The 14,495-nt window shown below is 57.8% G+C and carries 13 protein-coding genes and 1 pseudogene; 12 read left to right on the plus strand and 2 right to left on the minus strand.

The features are described from left to right. The first annotated feature begins 306 nt into the window (after positions 1 to 306). Both L1047_RS11515 and L1047_RS11520 read left to right on the plus strand, forming a co-directional pair. Positions 307 to 1,308 (plus strand): ABC transporter substrate-binding protein, encoded by a 1,002-nt coding sequence (locus L1047_RS11515; RefSeq protein ID WP_235279120.1) that lies wholly within the window; start codon positions 307 to 309, stop codon positions 1,306 to 1,308. Positions 1,309 to 1,434: 126 nt separating this feature from the next. Continuing rightward, on the plus strand, positions 1,435 to 3,111 hold the full coding sequence (locus tag L1047_RS11520) for an ABC transporter permease (protein WP_235279121.1): 1,677 nt from the start codon (positions 1,435 to 1,437) through the stop codon (positions 3,109 to 3,111). Between the two features lie 42 nt (positions 3,112 to 3,153). Here the strand turns inward: L1047_RS11520 and L1047_RS11525 are convergent, their stop codons facing one another. Together L1047_RS11525 and lysS are read right to left on the minus strand one after the other, a co-directional pair. Beyond that, the gene (locus L1047_RS11525; protein ID WP_235279122.1) at positions 3,154 to 4,116 is read right to left on the minus strand and encodes an ADP-ribosylglycohydrolase family protein; all 963 of its coding nucleotides are present in this window, start codon (positions 4,114 to 4,116) and stop codon (positions 3,154 to 3,156) included. Beyond that, positions 4,103 to 5,641, minus strand: coding sequence for a lysine--tRNA ligase (gene lysS / locus L1047_RS11530; RefSeq protein WP_235279123.1), 1,539 nt, complete (start codon positions 5,639 to 5,641; stop codon positions 4,103 to 4,105). The genes L1047_RS11525 and lysS overlap by 14 nt, the downstream gene beginning before the upstream one ends. A gap of 245 nt (positions 5,642 to 5,886) precedes the next feature. Between lysS and L1047_RS11535 the strand changes: the two genes are divergently transcribed. The 10 genes and pseudogenes from L1047_RS11535 (at position 5,887) to trpB (ending at position 14,351) form a co-directional block, all read left to right on the plus strand. After that, entirely contained in the window at positions 5,887 to 6,168 is a 282-nt protein-coding gene (locus L1047_RS11535; protein ID WP_235279124.1) for a type I restriction-modification system subunit M N-terminal domain-containing protein, read from the plus strand. A gap of 127 nt (positions 6,169 to 6,295) precedes the next feature. Continuing rightward, entirely contained in the window at positions 6,296 to 6,667 is a 372-nt protein-coding gene (locus tag L1047_RS11540) for a hypothetical protein (RefSeq protein WP_235279125.1), read from the plus strand. 51 nt (positions 6,668 to 6,718) lie between these two features. After that, positions 6,719 to 7,447 (plus strand): DNA methyltransferase, encoded by a 729-nt coding sequence (locus L1047_RS11545; protein ID WP_235279659.1) that lies wholly within the window; start codon positions 6,719 to 6,721, stop codon positions 7,445 to 7,447. Between the two features lie 78 nt (positions 7,448 to 7,525). Then, positions 7,526 to 7,708: pseudogene (locus L1047_RS16530) on the plus strand (DNA methyltransferase); the annotation flags it as partial. A gap of 1,411 nt (positions 7,709 to 9,119) precedes the next feature. Further along, positions 9,120 to 9,419 (plus strand): four helix bundle protein, encoded by a 300-nt coding sequence (locus tag L1047_RS11555; protein ID WP_235279126.1) that lies wholly within the window; start codon positions 9,120 to 9,122, stop codon positions 9,417 to 9,419. A gap of 70 nt (positions 9,420 to 9,489) precedes the next feature. Then, a complete protein-coding gene (locus L1047_RS11560; protein WP_235279127.1) occupies positions 9,490 to 9,771 on the plus strand; it encodes a hypothetical protein in 282 nt (93 codons plus the stop codon). After that, entirely contained in the window at positions 9,771 to 10,910 is a 1,140-nt protein-coding gene (locus L1047_RS11565; RefSeq protein WP_235279128.1) for a DEAD/DEAH box helicase family protein, read from the plus strand. Before L1047_RS11560 ends, L1047_RS11565 begins: the two co-directional genes overlap by 1 nt. Before the next feature lie 36 nt (positions 10,911 to 10,946). Continuing rightward, positions 10,947 to 12,632 carry a hypothetical protein gene (locus L1047_RS11570; protein WP_235279129.1) on the plus strand — a complete coding sequence of 562 codons (1,686 nt, stop codon included), beginning with the start codon at positions 10,947 to 10,949 and terminating at the stop codon, positions 12,630 to 12,632. Next, positions 12,629 to 12,952 carry a type I restriction enzyme endonuclease domain-containing protein gene (locus L1047_RS11575; RefSeq protein ID WP_235279130.1) on the plus strand — a complete coding sequence of 108 codons (324 nt, stop codon included), beginning with the start codon at positions 12,629 to 12,631 and terminating at the stop codon, positions 12,950 to 12,952. Before L1047_RS11570 ends, L1047_RS11575 begins: the two co-directional genes overlap by 4 nt. A 145-nt stretch (positions 12,953 to 13,097) precedes the next feature. Further along, entirely contained in the window at positions 13,098 to 14,351 is a 1,254-nt protein-coding gene (trpB, locus tag L1047_RS11580) for a tryptophan synthase subunit beta (RefSeq protein WP_235279131.1), read from the plus strand. Positions 14,352 to 14,495: the final 144 nt, after the last annotated feature.

The following is a 14,495-nucleotide window of genomic DNA, read 5'->3' on the forward strand; positions in this document are numbered from 1 at the left end:
GATCAGCTATGGGTGAGAGGCGGCTTTGGAGTGGTCTAGAGTCCGATTGTTAGCCGAGGCGGATAGCGAAAGGAGTCTTGGCACGACTTTCTCTTCCCAAACCACGTTTTTGACAACCTTTTCTGAAATAACCTTTTCTTAATTAAGCAATAACCAAGAGATAATCTTTGAGAAGCATTTGTAATCTTCCTAACCTTAGAAAAATCTTGAGATCAAGAGATTGATCTTCGATCAATTTCGAGATTGCCCTAAGTCGCGGTACGGTGAATAAAGAAAAAAGTTCTCGAATTGCTTAGGAGGCTCACTGTGCGTCCTTTATCATTCTTGGCAGTGCTGTGTGGGGTTGCTTTTGTGCAGCCTTTTGTCGAGGGATCCCTGCATCCAGCGCTTGCACAGCCCTCTGGAACGTTGCGTTTGTACACCTCTCAGCCGGATGCAGATGCTCAACAGACCGCTGCTGCTTTTCAGGCTGCTTATCCAGAGATTTCTGTAGAGATTTTTCGGTCAGGTACCGAAGAAGTGATCAGCCGATTTCTGTTAGAGGCTGAAGCAGGAGCACCCCAGGCGGATATTTTGTTGATCGCTGATGCACCCACGTTTGAACTGTTGAAATCTCGCGATTTGTTGGAGCCGTACTGTAGCCCTGAGGCTGAAGCCATTGCTCCCACTTACTACGATGAAGATTGTCACTACTTCGGCACGAAAATTCTCGCCACTGTGATTGTCTACAACACTGCTTTGGCCGAACCCATCGACAGTTGGGCCGCTTTGGCGGAGGTTCCCGATGCTCAGGTGGTTATGCCTAGCCCCACCTACTCGGGTGCTGCAGCCTACAATTTAGGGGTCATCACCCGCAACCCAGCGCTGGGGTGGAGCTGGTACGAAGCGCTCAAAGACAACAATGCAGTCTTGGTTCAGGGCAATGGAGCGGTGGTGCGGAATGTGGCTGCCGGTGAGCAAAGCTATGGGATGGTGGTAGATTTTCTCGCCATCCGCAATCGTAATGAGGGATCCCCGGTGGATGTGATCTATCCCCGTGAGGGGGTGCCGCTCATCACAGAGCCTGTCGGAATCGTGAAAGGGGCGGCCAATTTGGAGGCGGCTCAAGCCTTTGTAGACTTTCTGTTGTCTCAGGAAGGGCAGCAGGTAGCTGTGGACATTGGCTATATGCCGCTCCGGGAGGATGTCACCCCTCCAGAAGGCTTTCCGGCTTTGAGTGAGCTAACGGTTTTAAGCGCTCCTGCTGCGGAGTTAGCCGAGACCCGTGAGGCGGATAAAGCTCGGTTTTCTGAGCTGTTTGGGGAGTAAAGCGGGAGGATGCCGCCAGTGACCAGTTACATAAACTGCTCGTAGACTGCTGAGGACAGGCCGAATAGACTCTTGCGAAAACGCAGCGATTTTTTCTCTGGACAGAGGAATGGGTGGAGGCACCCTGTGGCTCCCTGGCTCATGGGGGTAGCCGTTCTTCTCGCCTTCACCCATGGGTATCCCCTGCTGATGCTGATGCAGCGGGCCTTAAGCCGCGAAGGAAGGATCAGTCTCGAGAATATCCATTGGTTGCTGGAAACCTCGCGAGTTCATCTGGCACTGCGGCACAGCCTTTGGGTATCGGCGGTCTCTACAGGGTTAGCCCTCATGGGTGGCCTGGTGCTGGCAGTAATCACAACCCAAACGGACTTACCGGGTCGAGGGATCCTGCGGGTGCTCTTTTTATCTCCTTTGGTGATTCCGCCTCAGGTATTGGCCTTGGCCTGGATCCAATGGGCTGGGCCGGTCGGCTATTTGCAACAAGGGCTACGGCTGGCTTTGGGTCGGCAGGGGGCGCTGTGGAGCCTCTACACGCCGGGGGGAATCATCCTCCTTCTCAGTCTCTTTACCCTGCCGATTGTTTATTTGACCCTGGTTTCGGGGCTAAGTCGGCTCCAGAAACAGACGGAGGAAGCGGCTCGCTTGGATGGGGCTAATCTGCTGCAGGTTTGGCTCTACGTTACGTTGCCTCTGTTGCGACCTTATATCGGGGCAGCGGCGGTGCTGGCCTTTTTGGGAGCTTTGGGCAATTTCGGGATCCCGGCTTTGTTGGCGATCCCGGGACGGTACACGACCTTGCCCACCTTGCTGTACCAGGAGGTAATCAATTTTAGTGGTGATGGGTTTGGGCGCAGCGCGGCGCTGGCGGTGTTGTTTGGTTTACCGGCCATTCTCTTTCTGGGTCTACAACAGAGAGGGCGAGGGCAGGAGGGGTTGGATCCCAGTCATGAGCCCCCCGAACGGTATCGCCTGGGCTGGGAGCGCTGGTGGTGGAGCGGGATCCTGATGGGGCTGACCTTGCTGGTAATCGTCGGGCCTTTGTTGGCAATGGCGAGCACTGCCTTGCTACGGGCCTATGGACTGCCTTTGCTGTGGTCGAATCTCACTCTGGAGCATTTCCGCTTTGTGATTTTTGACCTAGAGCGAGCTCGCCGCGCCACGGTGCACAGCTTGGGTTTGGCCTCGGGATCAGCAGTACTCAGTAGCTGTATAGCGGTGATCTTGGGCTACGCTCTCACGCGATTGAAAATGCCTCTGCTGCTGGTTCTCAGCCTAATCGTGGACTTGCCCTACGCTTTGCCGGGCATTATTTTTGCGTTGTCTCTAATTTTGGTGTGGTTGCCCTCTCCCCTGCCTGGGTTAACCCTCTATGGAACCCTATGGCTAATTTTGATCGCCTATTTGGGACGGTTTTTGGCCTTTTCGTTGCAGCCGATTCAAGCTGCTTGGCGTAGCCTCGACACCAGTTTAGAGGAAGCCGCCAACATCGATGGGGCGAACCTGATCCAGAGCTTCCGCTATATTTTGCTGCCTTTGCTCACACCTGCTTTGGCAGCAGCGATGTTGTTGGTTTTTTTGCAATCTTTTGCGGAATTGACTCTGTCCGCACTCTTGGTTGGATCCGGAACTGAAACGTTGGGATGGCTGGTTTTTGGTCTGCAACAGGGGGGTTATACCCACCAAGCAGCAGCTTTGAGCACTCTCTTAGTGCTGACTTTGTTTGCTGTTGCGGCAGGGATTCACTGGCTGAAGCCAAACTCTGCCAAACTCTCAGGGGTAGAGGAGCCCCCAAGGGTTGGATAGGGATCCCATGCGTGGCCTCTCAGATCCCTATCCAGAGGCGATTCAGGTCTGGTTCAGTGCAGCCTTGTAGAGCTGAGTGGCGTAGTCTTCGAGGGTCTCGCGTAGGGCGAGGGTTTCCAGCCAAGACTCCGGGATCCCCCGCTTGCCGTAGTAGGCTCCAGCCAGTTGTCCGTAAATGGCCCCGGTGGTGTCGGCATCATCCCCCAAATTTACCGCCAGCAGAGCCCCTTCAGCAAAGCTCTCGCTGTGATAGAAGGCCCAGAGAGCGGCTTCCAAGGATCTGACCACATAGCCGGATCCCTGTATTTCCGGGGGGTGGCGCTGTCGAAAAGATCCGGCGGCAATCTCGGCGATCTCATCGGTTAGGGGTTGAGAGGCCCAGCCATCAGCAATGGGAGAGAAGTAGGGGGTCAGGAGGTCAGACTTCGGGAGCCCTTGCAGAGCCCCGAGGATCAGTCCGGCATAGTAGCGGCAGGCATCTAGACAGGTGGGGGCCGCATGGGTGGTGCGGGAACTGTCGGCAGCCCGCTGCAAGGCCAGATGGGGATCCTGCAGAAAAAACAATGGAATGGGAGCCAAGCGCATCAGGGATCCATTGCCGGCAGTTCTGGGGGAACTAGAGCCACTATAGGGATCCCCGTCCTCTAGGTAACGGGCCAAGGAACGGCTGACAGTGCCACCAATATCAAAGCAACGTCCGGTGGAACTGAGATGACCGTTCTGCCACCAGTCCACGTAGCGGTTCATTTGGTCGGCAGGATCAAACCCCTGGCAGGCAAGCAGGCTTTCCGCCAGACAGAGGGCCATCGAGGTGTCGTCTGTCCAGTAGCCGGGAGGCAAGCCAAACGGGCCGCCCCCGGTGATCTCTGTAATTGGGGTAAAAGATCCGGGGCGCTTAAACTCCAAGGTGGTTCCGAGGGCATCGCCCACTGCCAGACCCAGCAGGGATCCCCGATAGCGTTCTTGCAGGATCATTCGACCCGTTTGTCTTCTATTGGGCTTCATCGGCTCCTTCAGCAGCCTCTGGCCGCAGCAACGGAAAAGCGATCACATCCCGAATGCTAGGGGCATCACACAAGAGCATCACCAGCCGGTCGATCCCCATGCCCATGCCGCCCGTAGGAGGTAGGCCGTATTCCAGAGCGGTGAGGAAGTCTTCGTCCAGAAAATGGGCCTCTTCATCCCCGGCTGCTTTCAGGGCTGCTTGTGCCTCAAGCCGTTGCCGTTGATCCAGCGGATCCGTCAGCTCCGAGTAGGCATTGGCCGTCTCTCGCCCGACGATAAACAGCTCAAAGCGCTCCACCAACCCCGGTTTGCTGCGGTGGGGTTTGGTTAGGGGAGATACTTCGACTGGATAGTCCAAGACAAAGGTGGGCTGGCGCAACTGGCTTTCACAACAGTGCTCGAAGGCTTTCACCAGCAGCTTGCCGGGGGAGTCCTGCCCAGAGAGATCGGGGATCCCCAATTTTTTCAGGGCAGGCAGCAGAGCAGTAGTGGATCCGGTTTCCATGTCTATAGGGATCCCAGTTGCCTCTTCCACCAGCTCCTGCATCGTCACCCGTCGCCAGGGGGGAGTGAGGTTAATGGCTTCCCCTTGGTAAGTCAGGTGCAGGGATCCCCGCACGCTTTGGGCAGCGTTGCAGATCAGGGTCTCCGTCAGCTCCATCATGGTGTGGTAGTCGGCGAAAGCTTGATACACCTCCAAAGAGGTGAACTCTGGGTTATGACGGGTGGAAATGCCCTCATTGCGGAAAATGCGCCCGATCTCGTAGACCCGCTCGATGCCCCCCACCACTAGGCGTTTCAGGTGCAGTTCCGTGGCGATGCGCAGGTACAGATCCAAGTTCAGGACATTGTGGTAGGTCACAAAAGGCCGTGCCTCTGCCCCACCAGGAATCAACTGCAACACGGGGGTTTCGATCTCCAAAAACCCTTGACTTTCTAAGGTTTGTCGCAATGATTGAATGGTTTTGGCCCGATCAATCAGGGTTTGCTTCACCTCGGGGTTGACGATTAAATCCACGTAGCGCTGGCGGTAGCGCTTTTCCACATCCCGCAGGCCATGCCACTTATCCGGTAGGGGCAACAGGGCTTTGGTGAGCACTTGATACTCATCCACCCATACCGATAGTTCCCCCTTTTCAGTACGCTTCAGGCAGCCCTTAGCCCCGATCCAGTCGCCGGAGTCGATGAGCTTATCCAAATTCTTGAAGGCCATCTCCCCCATCCGCTCTGTCAGCCGTTTTTTCTCCAAATAGAGCTGGATGCTGCCGGAGCGATCCTGGAGGGTGAAAAAAGCCAGTTTGCCCATGACCCGCCGCGCCCGAATCCGCCCGGCCACAGCCACCTGCACATCTTCTCGGTCAGCACCCGGCTCGAGATCAGCAAATTTCTCTTGCAAGTCCCCCGCCAAATCGGTAACCGCGAACGAATAGGCATAGGGAGGGATCCCTTGCTCCTGGAGATGTTGGACTTTTTCCAAACGGGCGGAACGTTGGGCGGCTTCGCTGCTGCTGGATGGGGTGGACATGGGAGAGGTTTAACAACAAAAAAGGTCAAGCAATGGTCATACCGGCAAGCTTAACGTTAGCAAACAGGGTGCCTACAGGAGGATGGGATCCCTGCAGAGCCCCCTTGCTTGGGAGTGGAGCCCTGAAATTAGGAGGCTCCCCCTCCCGGCGCGATCTGCTTTGCGCTCAAAACTGGCAGGCGCAGAAACCTCTTGTTAGACGCCTCTGAGAACCGCCGCAGCGCAACGATCCAATGAGGTAGCCATTGGCCAAGCGAAAGAACAACGCATGCACTGCAAACACCACGGGCGCCACCGTCGGTTACGAGGCCCAGCTCTGGCAGGTGGCCGACGCGCTGCGCGGCAGCATGGACGCCGCCGAGTACAAGCACGTCGTCCTGGGCCTGATCTTCCTCAAATACATCTCGGATGCCTTCGAAGAACAATATGCGAAGCTCGAAGCGGACCGAGCCCAGGGAGCCGACCAGGAAGACCCCGACGAGTACCAGGCCGACAACATATTTTGGGTGCCCAAAGAGGCGCGCTGATCCAAGCTCAAATCCGAAGCCAAGCAGCCGACCATCGGCAAGGAACACGCCGACACCTTCCACGACGACAAGTTCGCCGACCTCAAGGCCGACTTCAGATGGGCCTACGCCACCACGGGGGAACCATATGCCGCGTAAGAAGTATTCGACTCCAGTACCTGGCAAGCGCCCCATCGAATCCTACGAACACCGCGACAAACATCGCGTCAACAATCCGCCCGCCGGGCTGGTGACGCCGGAGACCGACCCCGACGCCGGGCAGAAGAAAAAAACCTACGCCTACGATCCGCATCTGGATCCACGACTGGTCTGGGCGGGCAAGGCCGAGCACACCTCCTTTGAGGTGCCGACCGTCTCGCTGCACGTCCACGAGCGCATCGACCCCAAGACCATCATCGAGGCCGCGCGCAAGAAGAACGGCGCGCCCCAGCCGGTGCAGTTGGGGCTATTCGAAGAGGAGCGCCAGGAAACCCTGCGCGAGGCCGTCGAGTTCTATTAGCACAAGCACGGCTGGTCGAACCGCCTCATCGCCGGCGATTCGCTCTTGGTGATGAACTCGCTCTTGGAGAAAGAGGGCCTGGAGGGCAAGGTGCAGATGATCTACATCGACCCGCCCTACGGCATCAAGTACGGCTCCAACTTTCAGCCGTTTGTGAACAAGCGCGACGTGAAGGACGGCAAGGACGAAGACCTCACCGCCGAGCCGGAGCAGATCAAGGCCTTCCGCGACACCTGGGAGCTGGGGATTCACTCGTATCTGACCTACCTGCGCGACCGGCTGCTTCTGGCGCGGGAGCTGCTGCATGAATCTGGCAGCATCTTCGTGCAGATCAGCGATGAGAACGTGCACCATGTGCGGGAGTTGATGGATGAGGTGTTTGGGGCGGGGAATTTTGTCAAGATCATTGCATTCCAAACCACAAGTGGCCTTGCCAGTAAACTCATTAAAGGAGTTTATGATTTTATCATCTGGTATGTTAAGAAAAAGGAAAGTGCAAAATATAACCGACTGTTTATTACAAAGGAAGTCGGTCTTGAAACATATTACGACAAAGTTGAGCTAACCAATAATCAAGTAGTCAACTCAAAAGATCTACTTGAGATTCCTGAAGGATCTCGATATCTGACATATCAACCACTTCTTTCAGGAACATACTCAGAAACCACCACCTTTGAATATGTATTTCATGACAGGAAATACTATCCAGGAAGTAATAGATGCTGGAAAACAATCAGACAAGGGTTAGATAATTTGGCAGGAGCCAAACGCATATATTAGTCTGAAAGCACTTTAAAGTTTATCCACTATTTTACAGATTTCCCTGTCTCGGAAATATCAAACTTTTGGAACGACACTATGGAGTTGATAGGGAAGGACTATGTAGTTCAAACTGTACCAAAAGTAATCTCTCGCTGCCTCCTAATGACTACCGACCCCGGCGACCTGGTCTTTGACCCCACCTGCGGCAGTGGCACCACGGCCTACGTGGCTGAGCAGTGGGGGCGGCGCTGGATCACTTGCGACACCTCGCGCGTGGCGCTCACGCTTGCACGGCAGCGCCTGATGACCGCCATCTTTGACTACTACGAACTGGCTCATCCCGAAGAAGGCGTCGGCTCCGGCTTCAAATACAAGACCGTGCCGCATGTCACGCTCAAATCCATCGCCAACAATCCGGAGATTGACGGCATCTACGCCCGCATGCACCCGGCCATCGAAAAAGCATTGGCGGATCTGAACGCCGCGCTGAAGAGAGTGGCGAGTGGAGAGGGGATAGTGGATAGTGGTCAGGGGATAGTGAAGAGCGCGCCTTACTCCTCACAAACCACTACCCACCAGCCACTAACCACTATTCACTTCCAGGTCACCACCGGCGGGCGCGAAGGGCAGGTTGTTGATTTCTCGGCACCAGACGATGCCATCTTCACCATGCCCAGCGGTCAGGTGGTCAAGGTCAACGCACTTCTCGAATGGGAGATCCCTTTCACTTGGGTCGACTTCCTTGCCCAATTGCACATCGAGGCTCCCGAAACCGAGAAAGAGCGCCTTCACCAACAACTAACCACTATCCACCAACCACTATTCACTACCTTCCACGCCGCGCGCCGCGCCATGCAGCAGAAGATGGACGAAGCCATCGCCCGCCACGCCGACCAGGAAACGCTTCATGATCAGCCGTTTGTTGACAGAAAGAAGGTGCGCGTGACCGGGCCGTTCACCGTGGAGGCCGTGCCTGCGCCGGTGGTGAAGTCAGTGGATAGTGTATTGGGAATGGTGGATGGCGAAAGAAGCGAACCGCAAGAGACTATTCACGATTCACTAGCCACTAGCCACTTCGCCGCAACAGCGGCGAGAAGCGGCGAGACCTTACGCCAGGGCGAATGGCGCGACGAACTCTTGAGGACCGGCATCCGCGGCAAGGCGGGGCAATCCATCCGCTTCAGCCGCTTGGAGCCGCTGCCCGGCTGCCGCTGGCTGCACGCCGAGGGCGAAACCAAACCCAGCGCCGAAGGCGCTGATTCGGTGCGCGAGGAGGCCCCAGCCTACAACCCCATGCGCGTGGTCGTCTCCTTTGGCCCGGAACACGCCCCGCTCGAACAGCGGCAGGTGGCGCAGGCCATCGAAGAGGCCCAGCGCCTCGTGCCTAAGCCCAGACTCATTGTCTTTGCCGCATTCCAGTTCGATCCCGAAGCATCCAAAGACATCGACGAGACCAACTGGCCGGGCGTCACTCTGCTCAAGGCACAGATGAACGCTGACCTGTTGACCGACGACCTAAAGAAAAAGCGCGCGGGCAACGAGAGTTTCTGGCTCATCGGCCAGCCGGATGTGGTAGTGGAGAGTGAAGAGTGGATAGTGAATAGCCGGAAGGAGGCATTGGCGCCCTATGACGTCGTTGCAAAGTTATCGGGAGTTGATCGTCTGGCAAAAATCAATGGAGTTGGCCGAGATGATCTATCGCTATGCATCGCAATTGCCCAAAGAAGAGACCTATGGGATGCGCTCTCAACTGACGCGGGCGGCGGTGTCGATCCCGGCCAACATCGCCGAGGGGCAGGCGCGTCACAGCACCGGGGAGTTTCTTCAGTTTCTGGGCATAGCACGGGGATCCCTAGCTGAATTGGAGACGCTGCTGATTTTGTGCGGGAACTTGAATCTCTTGCCCCAGGAGAACGTCAACGACGCATTGAGCGCCTGCGACGAAATCGGGAAATTGCTGACCGGGCTCGTGAAATCATTGCGTCGCTGACGCTACCACTATCCACTACGCACAAGTCACTGTCCACGGCTTTGACTACTACAACACCAAGACCGGCGGCGTGGAATCGGGCGGCAAGGAAAGAATCGCCCTGTGGATGCTGGATACCGATTACGACGGGCGTAGCCTCTACCCGCGCCAGGTCTTCTTCCCGATGGCCGGCGATGACGAAGCCTGGGCGCGCCTCGCCCGCAACCTGAAAGCTGAAATTGACCCGGAGCGCATCCGCGCCTACTGGGGCACGGTCTCGCTGCCCTTTGAGCTGGGAGAATACAAACGCGTCGCCGTCAAAATTGTGGATGACCGGGGCATCGAGAGTTTGAAGGTGGTGGAGGTGGAGTGATGGGTAAAACCACCATAGACCGCCTCATCGTCAACTCGCCCTACGAGGAACCGCGCTATCACTGGCGCTACGACCCGGCCACGAAACTCTTCAACCTTGCCGAAGGCCGCCGCCCGGCGGGTTACGTCATCGCCACCCCTGGCTCCAAAGCCTTCGATGACCCCGGCCTGTTCGTGGAGATTCCGCTGGTCAACGCCATTCGCCCGCGCCTGAAGCAGTGGCGCAAACGCGGCTATCCGGGCGTAACGAGCATCACCAAGCGCCTGCTCGAACACTGGCAGGATCCAGAAGCCTACGACCGGCGGCGCTTCTTCTTCTGTCAGTTGGAAGCCGTGGAAACGCTCATCTGGCTAACCGAGGCGCCCGAGGCCGAACGCACCGGCATCGAAATCCCCGGCGACGGCGGCGAGATCCTCCGCCAGTGCTGCAAGATGGCCACCGGCTCCGGCAAGACCATTGTGATGGCGATGGTCATCGCCTGGCATATCCTCAATAAAGTAACCAACCCGCAGGATGCTCGTTTCTCCAAAAACGTGCTGGTGATTACACCTGGGCTAACGGTCAAGAAGCGGCTGGAAGTGCTCTACCCTGCGGCGGAAGGCAACTACTACGAAGCCTTCGATATCGTCCCCCAGGCGCTGCTCGATAAGCTACGCCAAGGAAAAGTGCTGGTGCGCAACTGGCACGCCCTGGCCTGGGAAAGCGAAGAGCAGCTCAAGAAGCGCAAGAGCGTCGACAAGCATGGCGCGAAGAGCGACGAGGCCTACACCCGCGAGGTGCTGGGCGAGATGGCAAACGCCCGCAACCTGCTGGTCATCAACGACGAAGCCCATCACGCCTGGCGCGTCAACCCGGAAGCGCGTGATAAGTACCTGCGTCAACGCGACCTAAAAGACTCTGCCGAAGAAGCCACAGTCTGGATCGGCGGCCTCGACCGCCTGCATCGCGCCCGCGGCCTGCTCAAGTGCTACGACTTTTCCGCCACGCCTTTTGCCCCCAGCGGCGGCAAGAGCGGCGAAGAGACGCTCTTCGGCTGGATTGTCAGCGACTTTGGCCTGAACGACGCCATTGAATCCGGCCTGGTCAAGACCCCGTGCGTGGTCATCCGAGACGACGCTGTACCGGACGCCAAGACCTAGCGCTCGCGCCTTTACCACATCTACAACAACCCGGAGGTGAAGGATGACCTAAACCGCAAAGCTGAGCCGCACGAGCCGCTGCCGAACCTGGTGCTGAATGCCTACTATCTGCTGGGCTACGACTGGCGCGAAACGCTCAAGGCCTGGCAGGCTGCCGGCATGCCCACCCCGCCGGTGATGATCACCGTCGCCAACCGCACCGAGACCGCGGCGCGCGTTAAACACGCCTTCGATTCGCGGCGCATCCACATTGACGAACTCTGTGACCCGCAGCGCATTCTGCACATTGACTCTAAGGTGCTGGACGAAGCCGAAGCGCAGGAGGAAGTGGCTAGTGGGCAGTGGATAGTGGATAGTGAGCGTGAGAGTGAGGATGAAAGCGAACCGCTAACCCCTCTTCGCAAACCACTAACTGCTGCTCAAAAAGCCGAGCGCCTGCGTCTGATGGTGGATACGGTGGGCAGAGTGGGGCAGCCGGGCGAGCGCATCCAAAAGGTTATTTCGGTGGGCATGCTCTCCGAGGGTTGGGACACCAAAACGGTCACCCACATCATGGGGCTGCGCGCCTTCACCTCGCAGCTTTTGTGCGAGCAGGTGGTGGGGCGCGGCTTGCGGCGCACCTCCTACGAAATCAACCCGCAAACGGGTTTGTTCGACCCCGAATACGTCAACATCTTCGGCGTGCCCTTCACCTTCCTACCCCACGAAAGCACGGAAAGCGGCCCGCCCCCGCCGACCACACCCAAGACGCTCGTGCAGGTGAACCCGGCTAAAGCCGCCTACGAAATCCGCTGGCCCAACGTAGTGCGCATCGAACACGTGCTTCAGCCCAGGCTCACGGTGGATTGGTCGCGCCTTGCGCCGCTGGAACTGGATGCCGCCAAAACCGCTCAGCTTGCCGAACTGGCGCCCATCCTGGAAGGCAAACCCGATGTGACCAACATCGATCGTATCGAGCTGGAGCGCTTGGCGCAGGAATTTCGCACCCAGCGCATCATCTTCGAGACGACGCGGGACGTGTTTGACCAGATGAAGCACAACTGGAAGGGTAGCCGCGAGGTCTTGCTGGCGCAGTTGGTGCGGATCGTCGAGCAGTTCATTCGCTCTGAGCGCATCCAGATCATCCCGCCGCTCTTTTATCAAGACGAACTGCGCCGGCGGCTCATCATCACCCTGAACATGAGCCGCGTCATCCAGCACGTGCTGGACGCCGTCCGTCAGGAGAACGCTGAACGGCTGGAACCGGTCTTTGACCGCGACCATCCCCTGCGCTCCACCGGCGAGATGACGGCCTGGTACACCGGCAAGCCGTGCCATCCGACCCGGAAATCCCACATCAACGTCTGCGTCTATGACAGCGCCTGGGAGGCCTCCCATGCGTTTGCGCTGGAGAACAATGAAGCGGTCGCGGCCTGGGTCAAGAATGACCATCTCGGCTTTGAGATTGCCTATATCCACCAGGGCGCAGTGCGCAAGTACCGGCCCGATTTCCTCGTACGGCTTTTAGATGGTTCGATGCTCATCCTGGAAACCAAAGGCGAGGAGAGCGAGCAGGACCGGGTCAAGCATCGCTATCTGGACGAGTGGGTGCAGTCCGTCAACGCGCACGGCGGCTTTGGGCGCTGGCGCTGGGCGGTGGCACGTCATCCTGGAGCCATCAAAGACATCCTTATGCAGTTCCAGGACGTGGAGCACCGTACTGAGCGCGCCCCGAGGGATTGAGCGGCTGGGATCTTGGCGGCGAAGCGTGCGAACCCGACGACAGCCGCATGATTAAGAAGATGGCCGGCTACCACCAGTTCCACGCGGTGCAGGTGGCACTTACCGAGACGCTGGGAACCATCGCGCGGGAGCTGGTGGCGACCGTGCGCAACAACGTGACCATCGACTGGACGCTGCGCGAGAATGTGCGGGCGCAACTGCGTGTGCTCGTCAAGCGCATCCTGCGCAAGTACGGCTACCCGCCTGACAAGCAGGAAAAGGCGACGCAGACCGTGCTGGAGCAGGCGGCGCTTCTCTCTGCAGAGTGGGCGACTGCATGAGCGGGGCGTCTAACACTGCGTTGGTGCGGACGGCGCTTCGCGCCGCCGCTGATGCTGGGCGATCTCCCTGCATGGGTTGGGCTTTTCCTCCCGTAGAATGGGGGAACTTGTCCCGTCCTGTTGAACATTGAATGGATCCCTAAGTATGACTCAGACCCCGCTTGCCCCCCGCATTAACTCTGCTGCTTTGGATCCGCACCTGCGCCCCGACGCCCAAGGACGCTTTGGTCAATTTGGCGGCCAATTTGTGCCGGAAACTTTGATGAGCGCCCTGACGGAACTGGAGCAAGCCTTTGAGCAGCACTGGGGGGATCCCAGCTTTCGGGCGGAGTTCCACAGCCTCCTGCGGGATTTCGTTGGACGGCCTAGCCCTCTCTACTTTGCTCAGCGGTTGACAGAGCATTACGGCGGCCCCCAGATTTACCTGAAGCGGGAAGATCTCAACCACACCGGGGCCCACAAGATCAACAATGCCCTCGGCCAAGCTCTGTTGACGGTACGCATGGGCAAGAAACGGGTGATCGCGGAAACGGGAGCAGGACAACACGGGGTGGCAACGGCAACGGTCTGTGCCCGCTTTGGCTTGGAATGTATCGTCTACATGGGCGTACTGGATATGGAGCGGCAGGCCCCGAATGTGCAACGGATGCGCATGTTGGGAGCTGAGGTGCAGGCGGTGGAATCGGGCACTCGGACCCTGAAGGATGCCCTTTCAGAGGCGATTCGAGATTGGGTGACCAACGTGGAAACCACCCACTATGTAATCGGTACCGTGGCAGGGCCCCATCCCTACCCGAAGTTGGTGCGGGCCTTTCACGATGTGATCGGCCAGGAAACGCGGCAGCAATGTCAGGAAAAATGGGGTGGACTACCGGATGTATTGCTAGCCTGTGTGGGGGGCGGCTCGAATGCTCTGGGCCTGTTCAACGAATTTGTGCGGGATCCCTCGGTGCGCTTGATCGGCATTGAGGCGGCGGGAGAAGGGATCCAAACCCCTCGCCATGCGGCTACCCTGACCCAAGGCCGGGTGGGCGTGTTACACGGAGCGATGAGCTATCTGCTGCAGGATGAGGAGGGTCAGGTACAGGAGGCCCATTCCATCAGTGCCGGATTGGACTACCCCGGCGTTGGACCAGAGCACAGCTACCTCAAAGAGATTGGCCGGGCGGAATACTATGCCGTGACCGATGACGAAGCTGTAGAAGCTTTACTGAGGGCCTCTCGCCTAGAGGGGATCATCCCCGCCCTGGAAACTGCCCATGCCTTTGCCTACCTGGAAACTTTAGCTCCCCAGCTTGGCCCTGAACAACGAGTGGTGATCAATTGCTCCGGGCGTGGGGATAAAGATTTGAACACTGTGCTCAACTACTTGCAGCAGCGGGGGCGGGGCGCAGCGTGACATTCTCCCGAAGTTGATCCCTGTAAGTAAAGCGCGCTCCCCCGAACCTTCCACCGGTTAAAAAATCGGGATCCCCTCCACCGAAATCGGAAGGGATCCCCAGTAGGACTGATTCAACCGACAAATTGAGTGACAGATTGAGCC

This window comes from Synechococcus sp. Nb3U1 (assembly GCF_021533835.1).
In the GTDB taxonomy this organism is placed as follows: Bacteria; Cyanobacteriota; Cyanobacteriia; order Thermostichales; family Thermostichaceae; genus Thermostichus.